This is a genomic window from Streptococcus mitis, assembly GCF_005144795.1.
In the GTDB taxonomy this organism is placed as follows: domain Bacteria; phylum Bacillota; class Bacilli; order Lactobacillales; family Streptococcaceae; genus Streptococcus; species Streptococcus mitis_BB.
In genome coordinates this window covers 58,447-81,209 of record NZ_SWFJ01000011.1, presented here as the reverse complement: position 1 = coordinate 81,209, position 22,763 = coordinate 58,447, and the positions used below count along the sequence as shown (strand labels likewise).

General features: G+C 41.2%; 22 protein-coding genes. 21 read left to right on the top strand and 1 reads right to left on the bottom strand.

The genetic code is table 11. The annotated features are described in order from the left end of the window. The first annotated feature begins 242 nt into the window (after positions 1–242). The 14 genes from FBF73_RS08465 (at position 243) to FBF73_RS08395 (ending at position 10,307) form a co-directional block, all read left to right on the top strand. Positions 243–731: a DUF5590 domain-containing protein gene (locus tag FBF73_RS08465; RefSeq protein ID WP_169435204.1), complete on the top strand. Its 489-nt coding sequence runs from the start codon at positions 243–245 to the stop codon at positions 729–731. Next, the gene (locus FBF73_RS08460) at positions 728–1,906 is read left to right on the top strand and encodes a pyridoxal phosphate-dependent aminotransferase (RefSeq protein ID WP_136937537.1); all 1,179 of its coding nucleotides are present in this window, start codon (positions 728–730) and stop codon (positions 1,904–1,906) included. Before FBF73_RS08465 ends, FBF73_RS08460 begins: the two co-directional genes overlap by 4 nt. A gap of 16 nt (positions 1,907–1,922) precedes the next feature. Continuing rightward, on the top strand, positions 1,923–3,266 hold the full coding sequence (gene asnS, locus FBF73_RS08455) for an asparagine--tRNA ligase (protein WP_000167160.1): 1,344 nt from the start codon (positions 1,923–1,925) through the stop codon (positions 3,264–3,266). 152 nt (positions 3,267–3,418) lie between these two features. Beyond that, entirely contained in the window at positions 3,419–3,709 is a 291-nt protein-coding gene (gene rpsF, locus FBF73_RS08450) for a 30S ribosomal protein S6 (protein ID WP_001151786.1), read from the top strand. Between the two features lie 11 nt (positions 3,710–3,720). Continuing rightward, positions 3,721–4,191, top strand: a complete 471-nt coding sequence (gene ssbA / locus FBF73_RS08445; RefSeq protein ID WP_000609606.1) for a single-stranded DNA-binding protein SsbA — start codon at positions 3,721–3,723, stop codon at positions 4,189–4,191. Positions 4,192–4,222: 31 nt separating this feature from the next. Beyond that, positions 4,223–4,462 (top strand): 30S ribosomal protein S18, encoded by a 240-nt coding sequence (gene rpsR / locus FBF73_RS08440; RefSeq protein WP_000068664.1) that lies wholly within the window; start codon positions 4,223–4,225, stop codon positions 4,460–4,462. Positions 4,463–4,813: 351 nt separating this feature from the next. Continuing rightward, positions 4,814–6,214, top strand: a complete 1,401-nt coding sequence (locus tag FBF73_RS08430; protein ID WP_136937536.1) for a bifunctional Cof-type HAD-IIB family hydrolase/peptidylprolyl isomerase — start codon at positions 4,814–4,816, stop codon at positions 6,212–6,214. Between the two features lies 1 nt (position 6,215). Beyond that, complete coding sequence (locus FBF73_RS08425; protein WP_042901323.1) at positions 6,216–6,578, top strand: S1 RNA-binding domain-containing protein; 363 nt, start codon at positions 6,216–6,218, stop codon at positions 6,576–6,578. A gap of 52 nt (positions 6,579–6,630) precedes the next feature. Then, positions 6,631–7,380: a tRNA1(Val) (adenine(37)-N6)-methyltransferase gene (locus FBF73_RS08420; protein ID WP_136937535.1), complete on the top strand. Its 750-nt coding sequence runs from the start codon at positions 6,631–6,633 to the stop codon at positions 7,378–7,380. Further along, positions 7,370–7,666, top strand: coding sequence for a GIY-YIG nuclease family protein (locus tag FBF73_RS08415; RefSeq protein WP_136937534.1), 297 nt, complete (start codon positions 7,370–7,372; stop codon positions 7,664–7,666). The genes FBF73_RS08420 and FBF73_RS08415 overlap by 11 nt, the downstream gene beginning before the upstream one ends. Before the next feature lie 179 nt (positions 7,667–7,845). Next, positions 7,846–8,781 (top strand): manganese-dependent inorganic pyrophosphatase, encoded by a 936-nt coding sequence (locus FBF73_RS08410; RefSeq protein WP_136937533.1) that lies wholly within the window; start codon positions 7,846–7,848, stop codon positions 8,779–8,781. Between the two features lie 86 nt (positions 8,782–8,867). Further along, entirely contained in the window at positions 8,868–9,380 is a 513-nt protein-coding gene (locus tag FBF73_RS08405) for a YiiX/YebB-like N1pC/P60 family cysteine hydrolase (protein ID WP_136937532.1), read from the top strand. Then, entirely contained in the window at positions 9,364–10,014 is a 651-nt protein-coding gene (locus FBF73_RS08400; RefSeq protein ID WP_136937531.1) for a DUF1803 domain-containing protein, read from the top strand. Before FBF73_RS08405 ends, FBF73_RS08400 begins: the two co-directional genes overlap by 17 nt. Positions 10,015–10,115: 101 nt before the next feature. Beyond that, positions 10,116–10,307 (top strand): CsbD family protein, encoded by a 192-nt coding sequence (locus FBF73_RS08395; protein ID WP_000051184.1) that lies wholly within the window; start codon positions 10,116–10,118, stop codon positions 10,305–10,307. 47 nt (positions 10,308–10,354) lie between these two features. Here the strand turns inward: FBF73_RS08395 and FBF73_RS08390 are convergent, their stop codons facing one another. Then, positions 10,355–11,800, bottom strand: coding sequence for a UDP-N-acetylmuramoyl-L-alanyl-D-glutamate--L-lysine ligase (locus FBF73_RS08390; RefSeq protein ID WP_125411247.1), 1,446 nt, complete (start codon positions 11,798–11,800; stop codon positions 10,355–10,357). Between the two features lie 105 nt (positions 11,801–11,905). Between FBF73_RS08390 and FBF73_RS08385 the strand changes: the two genes are divergently transcribed. From FBF73_RS08385 to FBF73_RS08350, 7 genes are all read left to right on the top strand, one after another. After that, positions 11,906–13,528, top strand: coding sequence for a putative polysaccharide biosynthesis protein (locus tag FBF73_RS08385; RefSeq protein WP_136937530.1), 1,623 nt, complete (start codon positions 11,906–11,908; stop codon positions 13,526–13,528). A 204-nt stretch (positions 13,529–13,732) separates the two neighbouring features. Then, entirely contained in the window at positions 13,733–15,691 is a 1,959-nt protein-coding gene (locus FBF73_RS08380) for a peptide ABC transporter substrate-binding protein (protein WP_136937529.1), read from the top strand. Between the two features lie 318 nt (positions 15,692–16,009). Next, positions 16,010–16,465, top strand: coding sequence for a hypothetical protein (locus tag FBF73_RS08375; protein WP_136937528.1), 456 nt, complete (start codon positions 16,010–16,012; stop codon positions 16,463–16,465). Positions 16,466–16,630: 165 nt separating this feature from the next. Then, positions 16,631–17,725: a cystathionine gamma-synthase gene (locus tag FBF73_RS08365; protein WP_136937526.1), complete on the top strand. Its 1,095-nt coding sequence runs from the start codon at positions 16,631–16,633 to the stop codon at positions 17,723–17,725. 7 nt (positions 17,726–17,732) lie between these two features. After that, positions 17,733–18,899 (top strand): MalY/PatB family protein, encoded by a 1,167-nt coding sequence (locus FBF73_RS08360; protein WP_136937525.1) that lies wholly within the window; start codon positions 17,733–17,735, stop codon positions 18,897–18,899. Between the two features lie 92 nt (positions 18,900–18,991). Then, complete coding sequence (locus FBF73_RS08355) at positions 18,992–22,090, top strand: DEAD/DEAH box helicase (RefSeq protein WP_125411253.1); 3,099 nt, start codon at positions 18,992–18,994, stop codon at positions 22,088–22,090. A 47-nt stretch (positions 22,091–22,137) separates the two neighbouring features. Continuing rightward, a complete protein-coding gene (locus tag FBF73_RS08350) occupies positions 22,138–22,755 on the top strand; it encodes a cystathionine gamma-synthase (RefSeq protein WP_136937524.1) in 618 nt (205 codons plus the stop codon). Positions 22,756–22,763 lie beyond the last annotated feature (8 nt).

Here is a 22,763-nt window from a genome sequence, read left to right as displayed (position 1 = left end):
GTTGATTTTGGAGCTGTCTTTACTTTTCTTGCTCGGTTTTAGCTAAGAAAAATCGATTTACTTTGAAGGAAGAAATAGAATTGGTTGCTTATACTCAATGAAAATCAAAGAGCAAACTAGGAAGCTAGTCGCAGACAGTACTTGGGTACGGCAAGGCGAAGCTGACGTGGTTTGAATTTGATTTTCGAAGAGTATTCTTGCATTCACTTGTAATAAAGCCTAATAGATGGTAAAATAGACGAGTGAAAAAAAGACAAAAAAAAGCAAAAAATAATCTACTGTGGCAGTATGGTCTAGGGATGACGATTTTGTTTGTGGTTATCAGTGCTTCCTTTCTGTATCTAGTGTTTCTGAGTATGAAACCTTATCAAACAGCTAAAAGTGAAGGAGAAAAATTAGCTCAGCAGTATGCAGGATTAGAGCAGGCTGATCAGGTTGACTTATACAATGGCTTGGAATCCTATTACAGTGTTCTTGGTCATAATAAACAGCAAGAAGCACTTGCTGTCCTGATTGGAAAAGATGATCATAAGATTTACGTTTATCAGCTAAATCAGGGTGTTTCACAAGAAAAAGCAGAAGCTGTTTCTAAGGAAAAAGGAGCTGGAGAGATTGACAAGATTACCTTTGGCCGTTATCAAGATAAGCCAATCTGGGAAGTCAAGTCAGGCTCGGATTTTTATCTAGTAGATTTTGAAACAGGAGCATTGGTCAATAAGGAGGGCCTATGAAACTATCCAACCGTGTTTTAGAAATGGAAGAAAGTGTGACCTTGGCTGCTGGAGCCCGTGCCAAAGCAATGAAGGCTGAGGGAAGAGATATCCTGTCTCTAACCTTGGGTGAGCCAGATTTCACTACTCCCAAAAATATCCAAAATGCCGCCATTGCATCGATTCAAGATGGGCGTGCTTCTTTTTATACAGTAACCTCAGGTCTACCAGAGCTCAAGGCAGCGGTTAATACCTACTTTGAGCGTTTCTACGGCTATTCTGTAGAGCCAAATCAAGTGACAGTAGCTGCGGGAGCCAAGTATTCTCTCTATACCTTCTTTATGGCCGTGGTCAATCCAGGTGATGAGGTTATCATCCCAACCCCTTACTGGGTCAGCTATGGAGACCAGGTCAAGATGGCAGAGGGTGTGCCAGTCTTTGTTCCTGCTAAGGAAGACAATCATTTTAAGGTGATTGTAGAGCAGTTGGAAGCAGCTCGCACAGACAAGACCAAGGTTTTGGTGCTGAATTCGCCATCTAACCCCACAGGTATGATTTACACCCGTGAGGAACTTTTGGCAATCGGAAACTGGGCTGTAGAAAATGATATTCTCATCCTAGCAGATGATATCTATGGTCGCTTGGTCTATAATGGCCATGAGTTTACACCGATTTCTAGCCTATCTGAAGCGATTCGCAAGCAAACAGTAGTCATCAATGGTGTATCTAAAACCTATGCTATGACTGGTTGGAGGATTGGCTATGCCGTCGGTGAAGCAGCCATTATCGCGGCCATGTCCAAGATTGCAGGTCAAACAACCTCTAATCCGTCAGCAGTAGCCCAGTATGCAGCAGTTGAGGCCCTATCAGGGGAGCAAGATACTGTAGAAAGCATGCGTCAGGCTTTTGAAGAACGTCTCAATACCATTTATCCCCTTCTTGCAGAAGTGCCAGGATTTGAAGTGGTCAAACCGCAAGGAGCCTTCTATCTCTTCCCAAATGTCAAAAAGGCAATGGAGATGAAAGGATATACGGATGTGACAGAATTTACAACCGCTATCTTAGAAGAAGCTGAAGTGGCCTTGGTAACAGGAGCAGGATTTGGAGCGCCAGAAAATGTCCGCCTCAGCTATGCGACAGACTTAGACACGCTTAAAGAAGCAGTTAGTCGCTTGAAAGCATTTATGGAAAAATAAAAGAAAAGGAAAAATAATGACAAAACGTGTAACGATTATTGATGTAAAAGACTATGTTGGTCAGGAAGTGACGATTGGCGCTTGGGTTGCCAACAAATCAGGAAAAGGGAAAATCGCCTTCTTGCAATTGCGTGATGGAACAGCCTTTTTCCAAGGTGTAGCCTTTAAACCAAACTTTGTCGAAAAATTTGGTGAAGAAGTAGGACTTGAGAAGTTTGATGTCATCAAACGCTTGAGCCAAGAAACGTCTGTTTATGTGACAGGTATTGTTAAAGAAGACGAACGTTCTAAGTTTGGCTATGAGTTGGACATTACAGACATCGAAGTAATCGGTGAATCTCAAGATTACCCAATCACTCCAAAAGAACATGGAACAGACTTCTTGATGGACAACCGTCACTTGTGGCTCCGTTCTCGTAAGCAAGTAGCGGTGATGCAAATTCGTAACGCTATCATCTATGCAACATATGAGTTCTTCGACAAGAATGGCTTCATGAAGTTTGATAGCCCAATTCTTTCAGGAAATGCGGCTGAAGATTCAACAGAACTCTTTGAAACTGACTACTTTGGAACGCCAGCCTACTTGAGCCAATCAGGTCAGCTTTATCTAGAAGCAGGGGCTATGGCTCTTGGTCGTGTCTTTGACTTTGGTCCAGTATTCCGTGCTGAAAAATCAAAAACACGCCGTCACTTGACTGAGTTCTGGATGATGGATGCTGAGTACTCATACTTGACACATGATGAATCACTTGACTTGCAAGAAGCTTATGTTAAAGCTCTTCTTCAAGGTGTTCTTGACCGTGCTCCTCAAGCCTTAGAAACCTTGGAACGTGATACAGAACTCTTGAAACGCTACATTGCAGAGCCCTTCAAACGTATCACTTACGATCAAGCCATTGACCTCTTGCAAGAGCATGAAAATGATGAAGATGCTGACTACGAGCATTTGGAACATGGAGATGACTTTGGTTCACCGCACGAAACTTGGATTTCAAACCACTTTGGTGTGCCAACATTTGTCATGAACTATCCAGCAGCTATCAAGGCCTTCTACATGAAGCCAGTTCCTGGAAATCCAGAGCGCGTGCTTTGTGCAGACTTGCTTGCTCCAGAAGGCTATGGAGAAATCATCGGTGGTTCTATGCGTGAGGAAGACTACGATGCTCTTGTAGCTAAGATGGATGAACTTGGTATGGACCGTACAGAGTATGAATTCTACCTTGACCTTCGTAAATACGGTACTGTACCACACGGTGGCTTTGGTATCGGTATTGAACGTATGGTAACCTTCGCGGCAGGAACAAAACACATCCGTGAAGCTATTCCATTCCCACGTATGTTGCACCGTATCAAACCATAAGAACAGGAAAACGCCCATGTGGCGTTTTTTCGAATTCCAGAGTTTTTACTTGCGTAAAAAATTGTTTTCTAGTATAATAGTTTACTGTGAGCGAACCTCACTTACCCCTTGCAAAGTCTTGGGGTCATTAGACCAAAAGGAGGAACATATCAATGGCTAAATACGAAATTCTTTATATCATTCGTCCAAACATTGAAGAAGAAGCTAAAAACGCTTTGGTAGCACGTTTTGACTCTATTTTGACTGACAACGGTGCAACTGTTGTTGAATCAAAAACTTGGGAAAAACGTCGTCTTGCATACGAAATCCAAGATTTCCGTGAAGGACTTTACCACATCGTTAACGTTGAAGCAAACGACGATGCAGCTCTTAAAGAGTTTGACCGTCTTTCAAAAATCAACGCTGACATTCTTCGTCACATGATCGTCAAAACTGACGCGTAAGAAGGTAAACTATGATTAACAATGTTGTACTTGTAGGGCGTATGACACGTGACGCTGAGTTGCGTTATACCCCATCAAATGTAGCAGTTGCGACTTTTACTCTTGCAGTAAACCGTACATTTAAGAGTCAAAATGGCGAACGTGAGGCTGATTTTATCAATGTCGTTATGTGGCGCCAACAGGCTGAAAACCTTGCTAACTGGGCTAAAAAAGGCTCGCTTATCGGGGTGACAGGCCGTATCCAGACTCGTAGTTACGATAACCAGCAAGGACAACGTGTCTACGTGACAGAGGTCGTGGCTGAGAATTTCCAAATGTTGGAAAGCCGTAGTGTGCGTGAGGGTCACACAGGTGGAGCTTACTCTGCACCAACTGCAAACTATTCAGCACCTACAAATTCAGTACCAGACTTTTCACGGGATGAAAATCCATTTGGAGCAACAAATCCATTGGATATTTCAGATGATGATTTACCATTCTAATGGACAACTAAAAATATAAAGGAGAAAAAACATGGCTCAACAACGTCGTGGCGGATTCAAACGCCGTAAAAAAGTTGATTACATCGCAGCAAACAAAATTGAATATGTTGATTACAAAGATACTGAGCTTCTTAGCCGTTTCGTTTCAGAACGTGGGAAAATCCTTCCTCGTCGTGTAACTGGAACTTCAGCTAAAAACCAACGTAAAGTAACAACAGCTATCAAACGCGCTCGCGTAATGGCTTTGATGCCTTTCGTAAATGAAGATTAAAGAAAAGACCCTGACGGGTCTTTTTTTCACGATCCTTGAAATGGGAGAGCGAGTTGGGGCTGGTGGCTCTCTTTTTCGTGAGTTTGAAAACAAGAGAACACATTAAGAGCATGATGGAGCTTTTTCATAAACATGTTTCTTTTCTCATAAAAGGACTTATACTCAATGAAAATCAAAGAGCAAACTAGGAAACTAGCCGCAGGCTGTACTTGAGTACGGTAAGGCGACGTTGACGTGGTTTGAATTTGATTTTCGAAGAGTATTACAATAAAAACTGGAAATTTTTTGAACATAGGGGATTTGCCTACTTTATGGTATAATGGAAAGAGTTAGATTGAAAGAGGTAGTGAGATGGATGCGAAATTAAGATACAAGGCAAAGAAAATCAAGATTGTCTTTTTTGATATTGATGATACCTTGCGAAATTCCAAGACTGGTTTTATTCCGTCTTCAATCCCAACTGTTTTTAAGCAATTACGTGAGAAAGGAATTTTGACGGGTATTGCTTCTGGACGGGGGATTTTTGGTGTTGTACCAGAGATTCGTGAACTCAAGCCTGACTTTTTTGTGACCTTAAATGGAGCTTATATCGAAGATAAAAAAGGTCAGGTTATTTATCAACATCAGATTGATAAGTCAGATGTTGAGGAGTATATCTCTTGGGCCAAGCAAGAGGAAATCGAGTATGGTTTGGTTGGGAGTCATGATGCCAAGTTGTCGACTCGCACCGATATGATGAGTGAGGCTATCAATCCAATTTATCCCGATTTGGATGTGGATCCAGATTTCCATGAAAAAGAAGACATCTATCAGATGTGGACTTTTGAAGATAAAGGGGATGATTTACGCTTGCCTGACAGTCTCTCAGACAAACTTCGCATGGTTCGTTGGCATGAGCATTCGTCTGACATTGTGCCGATTTCAGGCTCTAAGGCGACAGGTGTGGAACAGGTTGTGGAACATCTAGGCTTGAAACCAGAGAACGTTATGGTCTTTGGAGATGGGCTCAACGACTTGGAACTCTTTGATTACGCTGGAATCAGCGTCGCAATGGGAATTTCTCATGAAAAAATCAAAGAAAAAGCAGATTATATAACAAAAATACTAGAAGAAGATGGCATTTTTGATGCCTTAGAAGGATTTGGTATGGTAGAAAAAGAATTGCATTTCCCACAAGTAGACATTGAAACAGTAGAAGGCCCTCTTGCGACTATTAAGACCAATCACGGAGACTTGCGTATCAAGCTCTTCCCAGAGCATGCTCCTAAAACAGTGGCTAACTTTGTAGCTCTTTCTAAAGATGCCTACTATGATGGTGTCATTTTCCACCGTATTATCAAGGACTTTATGATTCAAGGTGGAGACCCAACTGGAACTGGTATGGGTGGCGAGTCAATCTACGGCGAATCTTTTGAGGATGAGTTCTCAGAAGAACTTTACAATATCCGTGGTGCCCTTTCCATGGCCAATGCTGGTCCAAATACCAACGGCAGCCAGTTCTTTATCGTGCAAAATCAACATTTGCCATATTCTAAGAAAGAAATTGCTCGTGGTGGTTGGCCAGAACCGATTGCGGAAATCTATGCTAACCAAGGTGGGACACCTCACCTAGACCGTCGTCACACGGTTTTTGGTCAGCTAGCTGATGAAGCTTCTTACGCTGTCTTGGATGAAATTGCTGCTGTTGAAACAGGAGCTATGGACAAGCCAGTTGAAGATGTTGTGATTGAAACTATTGAAATTGAGGACTAAGATGAAAATCGGTGATAAGCTAAAGGGGCGTATTACAGGGATTCAGCCCTACGGTGCCTTTGTTGAGCTAGAGACGGGTGATACGGGGCTGATTCACATTTCAGAGATTCGGACAGGCTTTATTGAAAATATTCATGAAGCCTTGAAAGTCGATGAAGAGGTTCTGGTTCAGGTAGTGGATTTAGATGAATTTACAGGGAAAGCCAGTCTTTCTATCCGTACTTTGGAGGAAGAAAAGCACCAGTTTCCTAGACGGAGACGTTTTTCAAGCGACCGCTTTAACTATGGCTTTGCTCCTCTCAAACGAATGATGCCAATTTGGACCAAGGAAGCCCTTCAACATTTGAAGAATCAGAAGCACTAGTTAGAAAACTATATCTTTTGTAATATTAATATAAATTTGCTATAATAGGATCATGGAAGAAGAACAATTATTAAAATCAGGAGAGCGCATTAACCAGCTCTTTTCGACAGATATTAAAATCATTCAAAATAGAGAGGTTTTTAGCTATTCGGTGGATAGTGTTCTCTTGTCACGCTTTCCACGTTTTCCTAAGAAGGGATTGATTGTGGATTTCTGTGCTGGGAATGGAGCAGTGGGGCTATTTGCTAGCACTCGTACTCAGGCACAGATTTTGGCTGTTGAGATTCAGGAGCGTTTGGCGGATATGGCTGAACGCTCTGTCCGTTTAAATGGATTAGAGGAGCAAATGCAGGTCATCTGTGATGATTTGAAAAATATGCCTGCTTACATTCAGGGAAGTAAGGTGGATATGATTTTGTGTAATCCGCCCTATTTCAAGGTGGATCCTCATTCCAACCTGAACGAGAGTGAACATTACCTCTTGGCGCGCCACGAAATCACGACCAATTTGCAGGAAATCTGTCGTAGTGCTCAGAGTATTCTCAAGTCCAATGGGCGTTTGGCCATGGTTCATAGACCTGATCGACTCTTGGATATCTTGGACAGCTTGAAACGACACAATCTAGCGCCTAAGCGCCTGCAGTTTGTTTATCCAAAGAGGGAAAAAGAAGCCAATATGCTCTTGATTGAGGCTATCAAGGATGGTTCAATAAGCGGTTTTAAGGTCTTGCCACCTCTCATTGTACACAATGATGATGGCTCTTATACGCCGGAACTCGAAGAGATTTATTATGGATCATAAGGCTTATATGTACGTGCTGGAGTGTCGTGACGGATCCTACTATACAGGCTATACGACTGATGTGATGAGACGCCTCGCTGTCCACAATAGTGGGAAGGGAGCCAAATATACAAGAGCACGCTTGCCAGTCAAACTTATCTATGCTCAAGGTTTTGCCAGTAAGGAAGAAGCCATGTCAGCTGAAGCCCTTCTCAAGCGTAAGAAGAGACCGCAGAAGGAGCAATTTTTATCTGAAAATCAAGATAGAAATTTACTCATACTCAATGAAAATCAAAGAGAAAACTAGGAAGCTAGCCGTAGGCAGTACTTGAGTACGGCAAGGCGAAGCTGACGTGGTTTAAATTTGATTTTCGAAGAGTATCAGTTATTTTGAAGAGTAGTGAGGAGCCCTTTGACTCCTCTTACTTTTGTCAAAAAGCGAAAAAAATGCTACAATAAAGAGAATAAACAAAATGAGGTATTATCATGTCTAAGATTCTAGTATTTGGTCACCAAAATCCAGACTCAGATGCCATCGGGTCATCTGTAGCCTTTGCCTACCTTGCAAAAGAAGCTTATGGTTTGGATACGGAAGCTGTTGCCCTTGGAACTCCAAATGAAGAAACAGCCTTTGTCTTGAACTATTTTGGTGTGGAAGCACCGCGTGTCATCACTTCTGCTAAAGCAGAAGGTGCAGAGCAAGTTATCTTGACTGACCACAATGAATTCCAACAATCTGTATCAGATATCGCTGAAGTAGAAGTTTATGGTGTTGTAGACCACCACCGTGTAGCTAACTTTGAAACTGCAAGCCCACTTTACATGCGTTTGGAACCAGTTGGATCAGCTTCTTCAATCGTTTACCGTATGTTCAAAGAACATGATGTAGCTGTTCCTAAAGAGATTGCTGGTTTGATGCTTTCAGGTTTGATTTCAGATACCCTTCTTTTGAAATCACCAACAACACATCCAATAGATACAGTTATTGCTCCAGAATTGGCTGAATTGGCTGGTGTAAACTTGGAAGAATATGGTTTGGCTATGTTGAAAGCTGGTACAAACTTGGCTAGCAAATCTGCTGAAGAATTGATTGACATCGATGCTAAGACATTTGAATTGAACGGAAATAATGTCCGTGTTGCCCAAGTAAACACAGTGGACATCGCTGAAGTATTGGAACGCCAAGCAGAAATTGAAGCTGCAATGCAAGCTGCCAACGAAGCAAACGGCTACTCTGACTTTGTCTTGATGATTACAGACATCGTCAACTCAAACTCAGAAATCCTAGCACTTGGTGCTAACATGGACAAGGTCGAAGCGGCTTTTAACTTCAAACTTGAAAATAACCACGCTTTCCTAGCTGGTGCTGTTTCACGTAAGAAACAAGTGGTACCTCAATTGACTGAAAGCTTTAATGCTTAAAATTTTGAGTATCAATTCAAATTAGGAAAGGCTAGTTTGCCTTATATCGAAAGGAGTTTCGGCTCCTTTTTTTCTAGGAGTGAAGCATGTTAGAAAATGGCGATTTGATTTTTGTGAGAGATGATTCTGACATGGGACAGGCCATCCAGACTTCCACAGGCAACTATAACCATGTTGCGATTTGTTTGGATGGGATGATTTACCACGCTAGTGGACAGGCTGGTGTTGTTTGTCAAGAACCAGCAGACTTCTTTGAGTCCAATCACTTGTACGACCTCTATGTTTACCCAGAAATGGATATCCAGTCTGTGAAGGAAAAGGCTTGCAAACATTTAGGAGCACCCTACAATGCTTCTTTCTATCCAGATGGAGAAGGTTTTTACTGTTCCCAGTACATGGCAGAAATTCTCCCCATTTTTGAAACTATTTCCATGAAATTTGGTGATGGGAAGCAGGACATTAGTGATTTTTGGAGAGAGTATTATAGCGAACTAGGTTTGCCTGTTCCTCTAAACCAAGCTGGGACCAATCCTAGTCAGTTGGCAGCATCGCCTCTGTTAGAATGCAAAGAAAGGAATCTTCATGATTCAGATTTTTAATCCATCTCGTTTGACGAGACAGCCATTTTTTGGAGAATTAATCCGCTATCTGGACCAGCATGAGGATGTGATTTTACGGGAAATTAAGGCCAAGTTTCCAGATGTGGCAGTTGATAAACTCATGGAAGAGTATATAAAGGCTGGTTTGATTCGTCGGGAAAATAAGCGTTATTACCTCAATCTTCCTATGCTTGAAACACTCGATAGTCTCGAACTGGATCAAGAGATTTTTGTTAGCGAAGATAGTCTGATCTATCAAGCCTTATTGGAGCAGACTTTTGAGACGGAATTACGCAATCAAACCAATGCAGCTATTTTAGTTGAAAAGACGGACTTTGCGAGATCAAAAATGACCCTGTCCAATTATTTCTACAAGGTCAAACATCAGTATCCTTTGACAGAAAAACAGCAGGATCTCTATGACATTTTGGGAGATGTTAATCCTGAGTATGCTCTCAAATATATGACGACTTTTTTGTTGAAATTTCTCAAAAAAGACCAGCTTATGCAGAAACGCCGTGACATCTTTGTGGACAGTTTAGTTGTCCTAGGTTATATTATTCAAAATCAAGATGGAAAGTATGAGTTAGCTATCGATTTTGATAAGGAAAGATTAACTTTCTACTTGGCTTGATTTCTTTTTTCTGAGCACATTGTTTGACTTTCCTTAGTATTCGGTATAAACTATATGTAACCGGTAACACATATCGGAATAAAACTAAAGGAGACAATCATATGTCACTTGAAAACAAATTGGAACAAGCAACAGGTGCTATCAAAGAAGGATTTGGTAAAGTTACTGGAGATAGCAAGACTGAAGCAGAAGGCGCTGTAGAAAAGACAGTTGCTAAGGCAAAAGAAGTAGTTGAAGATGCTAAAGGTGCTGTAGAAGGTGCCGTTGAAGGTTTGAAAAACGCTTTTAAATAAAGGTAGAAAAAATCAAGGGTTTCATTTCCCTTGATTTTTTTACTATCTTATAAATAATTTTCTGCGACGGCTGCATCTCCAGAATAGGCTTCTTTCTTGCCTTGGACGATTTGGTAGCAATCGGCTCCCTTACCGGCGATAATAACTGCATCTAATTCGTGATTTGTGATAGCCATAGCTGCCTTGATGGCTTCTTGGCGATCCGCAATTTTTTCAACAGGATGATTGATGTAGCTACTAATTTCATCTGCAATGGCCATTGGGTCTTCATAGTTAGGGTCATCAGCAGTCAAAAAGACTTGAATCTCAGGGTGTTGATTGAGGAGAAGTCCAAAGTCCTTACGACGACTTTCTCCCTTATTTCCTGTCGAACCTAAGACCAGAGCAATCTTTCCAGTTTGATGAGTTTCAACCACATTGATGAGTTTTTTCAGACTATCCCCATTGTGGGCATAGTCGATGAAAACCTTGGCTCCGTTTTTCTGAGTGAGGACTTCCATACGACCAGGAACACGGGTTGCAGCGATTCCTTTTTTGATGTCCTCAAGACTAGCTCCGAGACGGAGGCAAGCAAGTCCAGCAGCAACGGCATTTTCTTGGTTAAAGTGGCCAATGAGTTGAATATCATAATCTCCAGCGAGTTTACCCGTAGCTGAAAAGCTAAAGGCTTTGGAATTCTCGATTTGGTTATCAGACTGGCTACCGTAGAAATCATGGTCTTGATTTTCCACCTGTTCTTTTAGTACAGAGAAGTGGTTCATGTCACTGTTAATGATGACTGCTCGGCTATTTTTCATCAAGAGACGCTTGTGGTAGAAGTAGTCTTCAAAGCTAGGGTGTTCAATCGGGCCGATATGGTCGGGGCTGATATTGAGGAAAACTCCCACATCAAAGGTGAGACCATAGACACGTTTGACCAGATAGGCCTGACTGGATACTTCCATGATGAGGTGAGTACGGCCATTTTGCACAGCTTGATTCATCATATCAAAGAGGTCAATACTCTCAGGGGTTGTTAATGCAGACTTAAAGAAAGTCTTGCCATCTAGAGTTGTATTCATGGTCGAAAGCATAGCAGGTCGATGCCCTTGAGATAAAATGTTATAGGCGAAGTAGGCTGCTGTTGTTTTACCCTTAGTACCAGTAAAGGCAAGGAGTTTGAGTTTTTTCTGTGGATTGCGATAAAATTCCATAGCTACCAAACTCATGGCTTTCTTGATATCACTGACGATGATAGCAGGAATACCAACCTCATAGTCTTTTTCAGCCACATACCAACCGAGGCCTTGAGAGATGGCAGAAATCAGAAATTCCTTCTTAAAGGCAGCACCTTTAACGAAAAAGAGGCTCTTCTCTTTGGCCTTGCGGCTGTCATAGCATATGGTGTCAAATATGACATGGCTGTAGTTGTAGTGATAATGTCCTTGGTCGATAATCTCACGGAAGAGATCATCTTTCTTTAAAATATCTAATACGGTTTCAATCTTAATCATACTTTCTATTGTAAACCGAAAGTCGTAAATTTACAAGTAACAAGGAAAAGTTTATAATGGAAGATGAGGAATTTTTCCTAGCTATTAAAATTAAATGAGGAATCTATGTCTAACGAAAACAATCACCAGCAGGCCCAGATGTTACGGGGGACTGCTTGGCTAACGGCTAGTAACTTTATCAGTCGTCTACTCGGTGCCATTTATATCATCCCTTGGTATATCTGGATGGGGTCTTATGCGGCTACAGCAAATGGTCTTTTTACTATGGGCTATAATATCTATGCCTGGTTCTTGCTGATTTCAACAGCAGGGATTCCAGTTGCGGTTGCCAAGCAAGTTGCCAAGTACAATACCATGCGAGAAGAGGAGCATAGCTTTGCCCTGATTCGGAGCTTTTTAGGCTTTATGATAGGACTAGGTTTGGTTTTTGCTTTAATCTTGTATGTCTTTGCTCCTTGGCTAGCAGACTTATCTGGCGTGGGCAAAGACTTAATCCCAATCATGCAGAGCTTGGCTTGGGCGGTCTTGATTTTCCCATCGATGAGTGTGATTCGAGGTTTCTTCCAAGGGATGAATAACCTGAAACCTTATGCCATGAGCCAAATCGCTGAGCAGGTCATTCGGGTTATCTGGATGCTTCTAGCAACCTTTATCATTATGAAGCTTGGTTCGGGAGACTATCTAGCAGCAGTCACCCAGTCTACCTTTGCGGCCTTTGTGGGAATGGTAGCTAGCTTTGCTGTCTTGCTTTATTTCCTCTATAAAGAAGGAATGCTTCAAAAAGTCTTTGAAACACGAGATAAGATTGATAGCAAACACCTGTTAATGGATACGATTAAGGAAGCTATTCCTTTTATCTTGACTGGTTCGGCTATCCAGCTTTTCCAAATCTTGGACCAAAATACCTTTATCAATAGCATGAAGTGGTTTACCAACTATAGTAATGAAGACTTAATTGTCATGTTTTCTTATTTCTCTGCCAATCCTAATAAAATCACTATGATTTTGATTTCTGTTGGGGTTTCGATTGGGAGTGTCGGCTTGCCACTTTTGACTGAAAACTATATAAAGGGGGACTTGAAGGCGGCTTCTCGTCTAGTTCAGGACAGCATCACTATGCTTTTCCTATTCTTGCTACCAGCAACGGTTGGAGTGGTCATGGTAGGAGAACCTCTCTATACTGTCTTCTATGGCAAGCCAGATAGTTTGGCCATGAGCTTGTTTGTTTTTGCAGTTTTGCAGTCTACTATTTTAGGCTTGTACATGGTCTTGTCTCCAATGCTTCAAGCCATGTTCCGCAACCGCAAGGCAGTTCTCTATTTTATCTATGGTTCCATTGCCAAGCTGGTCTTGCAACTTCCAACGATTGCTCTCTTCCACAGTTACGGGCCTTTGATTTCAACAACCATCGGTCTCATCATTCCTAATATTTTGATGTATCGAGATATTTGTACGGTAACAGGTGTCAAGCGCAAGGTGATTTTGAAGCGAACCATTTTAATCAGTTTGTTAACGCTTGTTATGTTCATCGGTGTAGGTGCCATCCAGTGGATACTTGGATTTGTTTTCCAACCAAGTGGACGTTTGTGGAGCTTTCTTTATGTAGCCCTTGTCGGTGCCATGGGTGGAGGAGTTTACGGAGTCATGAGTCTTCGTACCCATTTGTTGGATAAGGTGATTGGAAAAGCCCAAGCAGATCGCTTACGAATCAAATTAAAGTTAACTTAAAAAATATTTATAAATAAAAGGGATAATTTGAACATTTCTATCATGAAATGCTTAAATTATTCTCTTTTTTATTATTTTGTAGAATGATAACTAAAATTTGTAGATGGTGATTTTATTTTTCTTAAATTTTACTTAAAAAACCATTGACTAAATAAAACTCAAGTTGTATAATAAGACAAATATTTAAATCAGGAGGTTCTGGAGATGAAAAAGTCTAAAGCCAAGTATGCAGCACTTGCAGGTGTCGTGTTAAGTGCAGGTATTTTATTAAGTGCGTGTGGAAATTCAAGCACAGGGTCAAAAACATATAGCTATGTTTATACCAGTGATCCGTCTAGTTTGAACTATCTAGCAGAAAACCGTGCAACAACCAATGATATTGTGACCAATTTGGTAGATGGTCTCATGGAAAATGACCAATACGGGAACTATGTTCCATCTTTGGCAGAGGATTGGAGTGTATCCAAGGATGGTTTGACCTATACCTACAAACTGCGTAAAGATGCTAAATGGTATACTGCAGATGGAGATGAATATGCTCCAGTAACTGCCCAAGATTTTGTTACTGGGTTAAAATACGCTGCTGATAAAAAATCAGAAGCCTTGTACTTGGTGCAAGAATCCGTTGCTGGTTTAGATGACTATATCACTGGTAAAACAAGCGACTTTTCAACTGTTGGAGTTAAGGCTCTTGATGACCAGACAGTTCAATATACTTTGACTCGACCAGAACCTTACTGGAACTCAAAAACAACTTCAACGATTCTATTCCCTGTTAATGCGGAATTCTTGAAATCAAAAGGTGATGATTTTGGAACAGTTGATCCTTCAAGTATTTTGTACAATGGACCTTTCTTGATGAAATCCTTTGTTTCAAAATCTGTCATTGAATTCAAGAAAAATCCTAACTACTGGGATGCTAAAAATGTCTTTGTAGATGATGTGAAATTGGCCTATTATGATGGTAGTGACCAAGATGCACTGGCTCGTAACTTTGTGGAAGGTGCTTATAGCTATGCTCGTCTTTATCCAAATAGTTCAAGTTTTGAAGGAATTAAAGAAAAGAATAAGGACAATATCATTTATAGTTTACAAGATGCTACTTCTTACTTCTTAAACTTTAACCTTGATAGAAAATCTTATCAATTTACTTCAAAAACAAGTGATGCTGAAAAGAAATCGACTCAGGAAGCGGTTCTTAATAAAAACTTCCGTCAAGCTATTAATTTTGCCTATGATCGTACAGCTTATGGGGCTCAATCTCAAGGAGAAGATGGTGCAACTAAGATTTTGCGTAACCTAGTAGTCCCACCAACATTTGTAAGTATCAATGGAAAAGACTTTGGTGAAGTAGTAGCCTCTAAGATGGTCAATTATGGTAAAGAATGGCAAGGAATCAACTTTGCGGATGCTCAGGATCCATACTACAATGCTGAAAAAGCTAAAGCCAAATTTGCAGAAGCTAAGAAAGAACTCCAAGCTAAAGGAGTTCAATTCCCTATCCACTTGGACATGACAGTTGACCAAGCTGCTAAAAAGAATGTCCAAGAGGCAAATTCTATGAAACAATCTATTGAAGCAGCCTTAGGTGCAGAGAACGTTGTAATTGATATTCAACAACTTTCTACTGAAGACTATGACAATACAAGCTATTTGGCTCAGACAGCAGCTCAGAAGGATTATGATCTTTACAACGGTGGTTGGGGATCTGACTATCAAGATCCATCAACTTATCTTGATATTTTCAATGTGAAGAGCGGTGGAGTGTTGCAAAATCTGGGTATAGAGCCTGGTGAATCTAATGATAAGGCTAAGGCTGTTGGACTGGATGTCTACACTCAAATGTTGGAAGAAGCCAATAAGGAACAAGATCTTGCAAAACGCTATGAAAAGTATGCTGAGATCCAAGCTTGGTTGGTAGATAGCGCTTTAGCGATTCCAAATATTTCTAAGGGTGGAACACCAGTATTGAGAAAAACAGTTCCTTTCTCAGAACCATATTCATTAGCTGGTAATAAAGGAATCGAATCCTATAAATACCTCAAAGTACAAGATAAAACAGTCACAAAAGAGGAATATGAAAAAGCCAAAGAAAAATGGCTGAAAGAAAAAGAAGAATCCAATAAAAAAGCCCAAGAAGAATTGGCAAAACATGTCAAATAAGGATTTTTCCAGAAAAAACGATGGTTTCAAGGAAACTGTCGTTTTTTTATAGAGTAATGGCGAATTTTGGAAGGAAAGTGCTTACGTTTTTTAAATCGTTTATCAAATTTATGATATAATGAATATAATAAAAGTTGTGAAAAGCTATTTTTTTAAATCCTCTTCCAGTGTTAACTGAAGTATACACATGCTAGGATGATTTTATTGGAGGGATGCCATCTACTGGAAAAGTAAGATAAAACGCAACAAATGATAAGTTCTTCTTTTATGTGAAGAGTTCTTATCTGCCTATTTACTAATAGTTATGGAGGTATCATCATGGGCGCTATTATGGAGTTTGCAACAGAAAAACAGATTGCATCATTTCTCTCAACTTGTCATATTGAAGGGCAAAAGAATTTTCTGATGACTTTTAAGAAAAAGACATTGCTGAAATCCTTTATTGATTTCTTCATTGTAGGAGGAGCCTACTATGTTCAGTCGAGTGTGAAGCCTAAGATTCTGGCATTCACACCTAAGGGAATCTACTTGATGGACATCAGTGATGTAACTGAAAAGCGTTTTAATCACGTCGTAGGGATGCCTTGGAATCAAGTTAAAGATTTTACTTATAAGACAGTCTTGAATACAGTTAGGCTGAACTGGAACTATCAAAATGAATCCTTTATTTTTTCTGTGGATGTTGGTCAGGTTAGTCAGCGTGTGGGCCAATATCGATTTAACAAAGATCATTATGACTATTTAGCTCAACACGATTTCTTTCGGTCTAAGTAAGCCCTAGCAAGGATTTTCACAAAAGAATCTGGAATATTTTCTGGATTCTTTTTTAACTTTATTCGATAAGTGTATAGCTTGAAACTATAACCAGCTCTTGAAAAGAAGAAAATGAGTTGATGAAAATAAGTGGTACAATAGTAACTATAGATTTGGAGGAATTGTATGAGCAAGGAATTACACATTAACACAATTTTGGCCCAGGCGGGTATTAAGTCAGATGAAGCTACAGGAGCCTTGGTGACACCGCTTCATTTTTCAACGACCTATCAGCATCCAGAGTTTGGTCGATCTACAGGGTTTGACTATACACGCACCAAAAACCCAACTCGCACTAAGGCTGAAGAAGTCTTGGCGGCTATTGAGTCAGCAGACTATGCTCTAGCTACTAGCTCAGGTATGTCAGCTATTGTACTGGCCTTTAGCGTCTTTCCAGTAGGAAGTAAGGTCTTGGCTGTCCGTGACCTTTATGGAGGTTCTTTCCGCTGGTTCAATCAAGTGGAGCAGGAAGGCCGTTTCCATTTTACCTATGCCAATACAGAAGAAGAGTTGATTGGCGAGTTGGAGAAGGATGTGGATGTTCTCTATATTGAAACCCCAACCAATCCCTTGATGTTGGAATTTGATATCGAAAAACTAGCGAAATTGGCTCATGATAAGGGGGCCAAAGTGGTGGTGGACAATACCTTCTACAGTCCTATCTACCAACGTCCGATTGAAGATGGGGCAGATATCGTTCTCCATTCAGCAACCAAGTATCTGGCAGGCCACAATGATGTCTTGGCTGGAGTGGTTGTGACCAATAGTTTAGAACTATACGAGAAGCTCTTTTACAATCTCAATACGACAGGGGCAGTTTTGTCTCCATTTGACAGTTATCAATTGATTCGTGGTCTCAAAACCTTGTCTCTTCGTATGGAGCGCTCAACAGCCAACGCCCAAGAAGTGGTTGCCTTTTTGAAGGATTCTCCAGCAGTTAAGGAAGTTCTCTACACTGGTCGTGGAGGTATGATTTCCTTTAAAGTAGCCGATGAAACACGCATTCCTCATATTTTGAATAGTCTCAAGGTCTTCTCTTTTGCGGAAAGTCTAGGTGGGGTAGAAAGTCTCATTACTTATCCAACGACTCAAACTCACGCTGATATTCCAGCAGAAGTGCGCCATTCTTACGGTTTGACAGATGACCTCTTGCGCTTGTCAATTGGGATTGAGGATGCTAGAGATTTGATTGCAGATTTGCGTCAAGCCTTAGAAGGATAAGACGAAGATGGGAAAATATGATTTTACAAGCCTGCCCAATCGTTTAGGGCACCATACCTATAAATGGAAAGAGGCAGAAACGGATAGTGAAGTCTTGCCAGCTTGGATAGCGGATATGGACTTTGTAGTCTTGCCTGAAATCCGCCAAGCCGTGCAAACTTATGCGGATCAACTGGTTTATGGCTATACCTATGCCAGTGATGATTTAATTAAGGAAGTTCAAAAGTGGGAAGCTACACAACACGGTTACCACTTTGATAAAGAGGCTCTTGTCTTTATCGAGGGTGTGGTACCAGCAATCTCAACAGCTATTCAAGCCTTTACAAAAGAAGGCGAAGCGGTTTTGATTAACACGCCTGTCTACCCACCTTTTGCTCGCAGTGTCAAGTTGAACAACCGTAGATTGATTACCAATTCTTTGGTGGAAAAGGATGGTCTGTTTGAGATTGACTTTGACCGACTTGAAAAGGATTTGGTGGAAGAGGAGATCAAACTCTATATTCTTTGTAACCCTCACAATCCTGGTGGACGTGTTTGGGAAAAGGAAGTGTTGGAGAAGATTGGCCAACTCTGCCAAAAACACGGTGTTTTCTTGGTTTCGGATGAGATTCACCAAGATTTGGCCCTCTTTGGTCACAAACACCAGTCTTTTAATACCATCAATCCTGCCTTTAAAGAATTTGCGGTTGTCTTGAGCAGTGCCACTAAAACCTTTAACATCGCTGGAACAAAAAATTCCTATGCCGTCATTGAAAATCCTAAGTTGAGACTGACTTACCAGAAACGCCAGTTGGCCAATAACCAGCATGAAATTTCAGGCTTGGGTTATTTGACGACAGAAGCTGCCTATCGCTATGGGAAGGATTGGTTAGAGGAACTCAAGCAAGTCTTTGAAGACCATATTAATTATGTGGTAGATTTATTTGGAAAAGAAACCAACATCAAGGTCATGAAACCGCAAGGAACCTACTTGATTTGGCTTGATTTTTCAGCCTATGACCTGACTGATGAAAGATTGCAAGAGCTTTTGAGAAATGAAGCCAAGGTTATCCTCAACCGTGGTTTGGATTTTGGAGAGGAAGGAAGTCTCCATGCCCGCCTCAATGTAGCCATGCCTAAATCTTTGTTGCAAGAAGTGTGTCAGCGAATTGTGACGACTTTTGCCAAACGTTAAAAACCCAGCCTTCTAGGAGAAAAGTATCCCTAGAAGGCTATTTTCATAGGGGAAAATATGGTATAATAAAAAGATAAGGTAAAGGTAAAAATATGGCTAAATTGATTCCGGGGAAAGTCCGTATCGAAGGCGTTGCCCTTTATGAAACTGGTAAGGTTGATATCATCAAGGAAAAGAACAATCGCCTCTACGCTCGCGTTGCAGAAGAAGAACTGCGCTATAGTTTAGAGGATGATTTGGTTTTTTGTGCTTGCGATTTTTTCCAAAAGAGGGGCTACTGTGTGCATTTGGCAGCTCTGGAGCATTTTCTAAAAAATGATGAGCGTGGTCAGGAAATCTTGCAGGGGCTGGAAGAAGGTCATGAAGAAAAAGAGGCCGTTGAAACCAAGGTGACCTTGGGTGGAAAATTTTTGGACCGAATCTTATCTCCAAAATCAGACCGAGCCTATGAGTTATCGGCTGTAGGTCAGGTGGAAGCAGGAACCAATCGTATCTTGTGGACGCTGAGAATCGGGCAAATTAATAGTCAAAAATACTATGTCATTCGGGATATTCCACTCTTTTTAAAAGTTATCGAGAAGAGAAAACCTTATATGATTGGTAAAACTTATGAGGAGTCTCTATCTTGGGAAGCCTTTAATGAGGAAAGTCAAGAGCTTTTGACTTTCTTACGCGGACTAATGGAGGAAGGACAGGCTTCAGATCTCTTTTTCCAAAACCAAGGTCGACACCTCTTTTTTCCTCAGACCTTTTTTGAGCAGGGTGTGAATTTACTGATGGCCTTGCCCCATTTTCAATTTGACCATCAAGTGGATAGCTACCAAATCCTACTTTTTAAGGATTTGCATGCTGATGCCAATCTATTCGCCTTTACAGTAACAGAATACTCGGATTATTTTGAAATGGAAATCAGTGAGAGTCCAAGGGTCAATGTCTTTTATCAGGGAGCTGTGCTTTTCCATAAAGGACAGGTTTATTTTCTAACAGACCAGCAGATGCGTCTTCTCAAGGAAATCAAAGCGCTACCTTTGGATCAACATGGAAAGAAATACCTGCAATTTGATAGCAGTGACAGAGATAAGTTGGCTTCTTGTCTAACGCTCTTTGGCCAGATGGGCACCGTTTTAGCTCCTGAACGTTTACAAATTAAATCCTTTGCACCCTCTTTTTACTTTGACAGGGAAGAGGATAATCGGATTCGTTTAAAAATTCAGTTTGATTATGGAAATAGACAGGTATCTAGCCGACAAGAGTTAGAAGAATTACCATTTTCGAGTGATGCTGACTTAGAAGAAAGAATTTTCCAAGTCTGTTTGGCAGCGGGCTTTGAAGCAGACTTTCAATCTTGGCGTCAGGCCTTAAAAGCGGAGTCTGTCTATCATTTCTTCCACGAAATCATTCCAGTATTTGAAAAACTCGGGAATGTTGATTTATCAGACAAGTTAGAAGAACTCTATAACCTAGCAAGCCCTCAAGTGCAGATTGCTTCCAAGGGAGGTCTCTTGGAAATTCAGTTTGATTTTCAAGATATTGCCCAGGAGGAAATCGACCAAGCCATGCAGGCCTTGGTTACCAATCAAGATTTTTACATTGATGCGTCTAATCAAGTCTACTTTTTCGATGAAGAAACCAAGAAAATTCGCCAAAATCTACAGGAACTGGGGCAGCTTGAATTAAAAGATGGGGCTTTGCAGGCTCGAAAACCCTTGGCCTACAGTTTAGCTCATCTTTTTGAAGGGCGTGACCGTGTTTCTTTTTCACAAGAATTTCAGAATCTGGCCCACGATTTGACGCATCCAGAGGATTTTCCTCGACAGGCAACTCAGGTTAAGGCTGATTTACGAGATTATCAGGAAAAGGGAATCGGCTGGCTGCAGATGCTCCATCATTATGGTTTTGGTGGGATTTTGGCTGATGATATGGGACTTGGTAAAACCCTGCAGACCATTGCTTTTTTGACCAGTCAAGTGACAAAAGAAAGTCGGGTTTTGATTTTAGCTCCGTCAGGTTTGATTTACAACTGGGCGGATGAATTTCAGAAATTTGCTCCACAGTTAGATGTGGCTGTTGTTCATGGCTTGAAAGCTAGTCGTGAAGAGATTCTTGCTGAAAGCCATCAAATCTATGTGACTAGTTATGCTACCTTCCGTCAGGACAGTGAGCTTTATAAGGGGATGTCCTTTGACTTCCTTTTCTTAGATGAAGCTCAGGTCATGAAGAACGCCCAGACCAAGATTGCCCAGACCTTGAGACAATTTGTGGTGCCGTCAGTTTTTGCTCTATCAGGGACTCCGATTGAAAACAATCTGGGTGAGCTGTGGTCTATTTTCCAAATCGTCATGCCAGGACTTTTGCCAAGCAAGAAAGAATTTATGAAATTACCAGCTGAGCGCGTTGCTCAGTTTATCAAACCTTTCGTGATGCGACGCAAGAAAGAAGAAGTTCTGACTGAATTGCCAGACTTGATTGAAGTGGTTTATAAGAATGAACTGGAAGACCAGCAAAAGGCTATCTACCTAGCCCAGTTACAACAGATGCGTGACCGTCTAGCTCAAGTTTCAGATCAGGAATTCCAGCGAAGTCGGGTGGAGATCTTATCTGGTCTGATGCGTTTGCGTCAAATTTGTGACACTCCTGCCCTTTTTATGGAAGATTATCAGGGAGCCAGTGGCAAACTGGATAGTCTTCGAGATCTTCTGGTCCAGGTGGCAGAAGGTGGACACCGTGTCTTGATTTTCTCGCAGTTCAAGGGAATGTTGGAGAAAATTGAACAAGAACTGCCAGACTTGGGCATGACATCCTTTAAAATTACGGGTTCAACCCCAGCCAAGGAAAGACAAGACATGACCAAGGCCTTTAATCAAGGAGAAAGAGATGCCTTTCTGATTTCTCTTAAGGCTGGTGGTGTCGGTCTGAACCTGACAGGTGCTGATACAGTGATTTTGGTTGACCTTTGGTGGAATCCTGCGGTGGAAGCGCAAGCTATTAGCCGTGCCCATCGAATGGGTCAGGAAGAAACGGTTGAGGTCTATCGCTTGGTGACCAAGGGAACCATTGAAGAAAAAATTCAGGAACTCCAAGAACAAAAGAAACATCTGGTGTCACAAGTATTGGATGGAACAGAGTCACGTGGCAGTCTGACCCTAGCAGAAATTAGAGAAATTTTGGGAATTTCTGAAGCCAGCACTTGAAAAATCAAGACAATACGCTATAATGAAGTGTTGAAAGGAAATAGAAAATGAGAGAAGAACGATTTCCATTGGTGTCAGATGATGAGGTCATACTGACTGAAATGCCAGTCATGAACTTGTACGATGAATCTGATTTTATCAGTAATATCAAGGGAGAATACCGTGATAAGAATTATCTGGAGTGGGCCCCTATTACTGAAGAAAGACCAGAAAAACCCATTGAAAAGCCAGTAGAGAAACCTAAGAAGTCTGGTTTAGGAGTTAAAAAAGAAGGAAAGAGCTATGCGGAGGTAGCGCGTGAAGAAGCGCGTGCGGATTTGAAAAAGAAACGCTCAGCAAGTTATCTGACTAAGGATATTACTCCTACAAGACGCCATTCTCAGCCAAGTCTGGTTAGACAGGGGAATCAACCTACCGCGCCTTTCCAAAAGGAAAATCCTGGTGAATTTGTCAAATATAGTCAAAAATTGACCCAGTCTCATTACATCTTGGCGGAAGAAGTGAGCAATATTTCGACTCAAGCTGAGCCAAAAGAAACTTCAGGTCCAAAGAAAAATAATTATGATTTTCTGAAGAAGAGCCAAATCTACAATAAAAAAAGTAAACAAACAGAACAAGAACGTCGGGTTGCCCAAGAGTTGAATCTGACCAGAATTACAGAATAGGGGAGAAA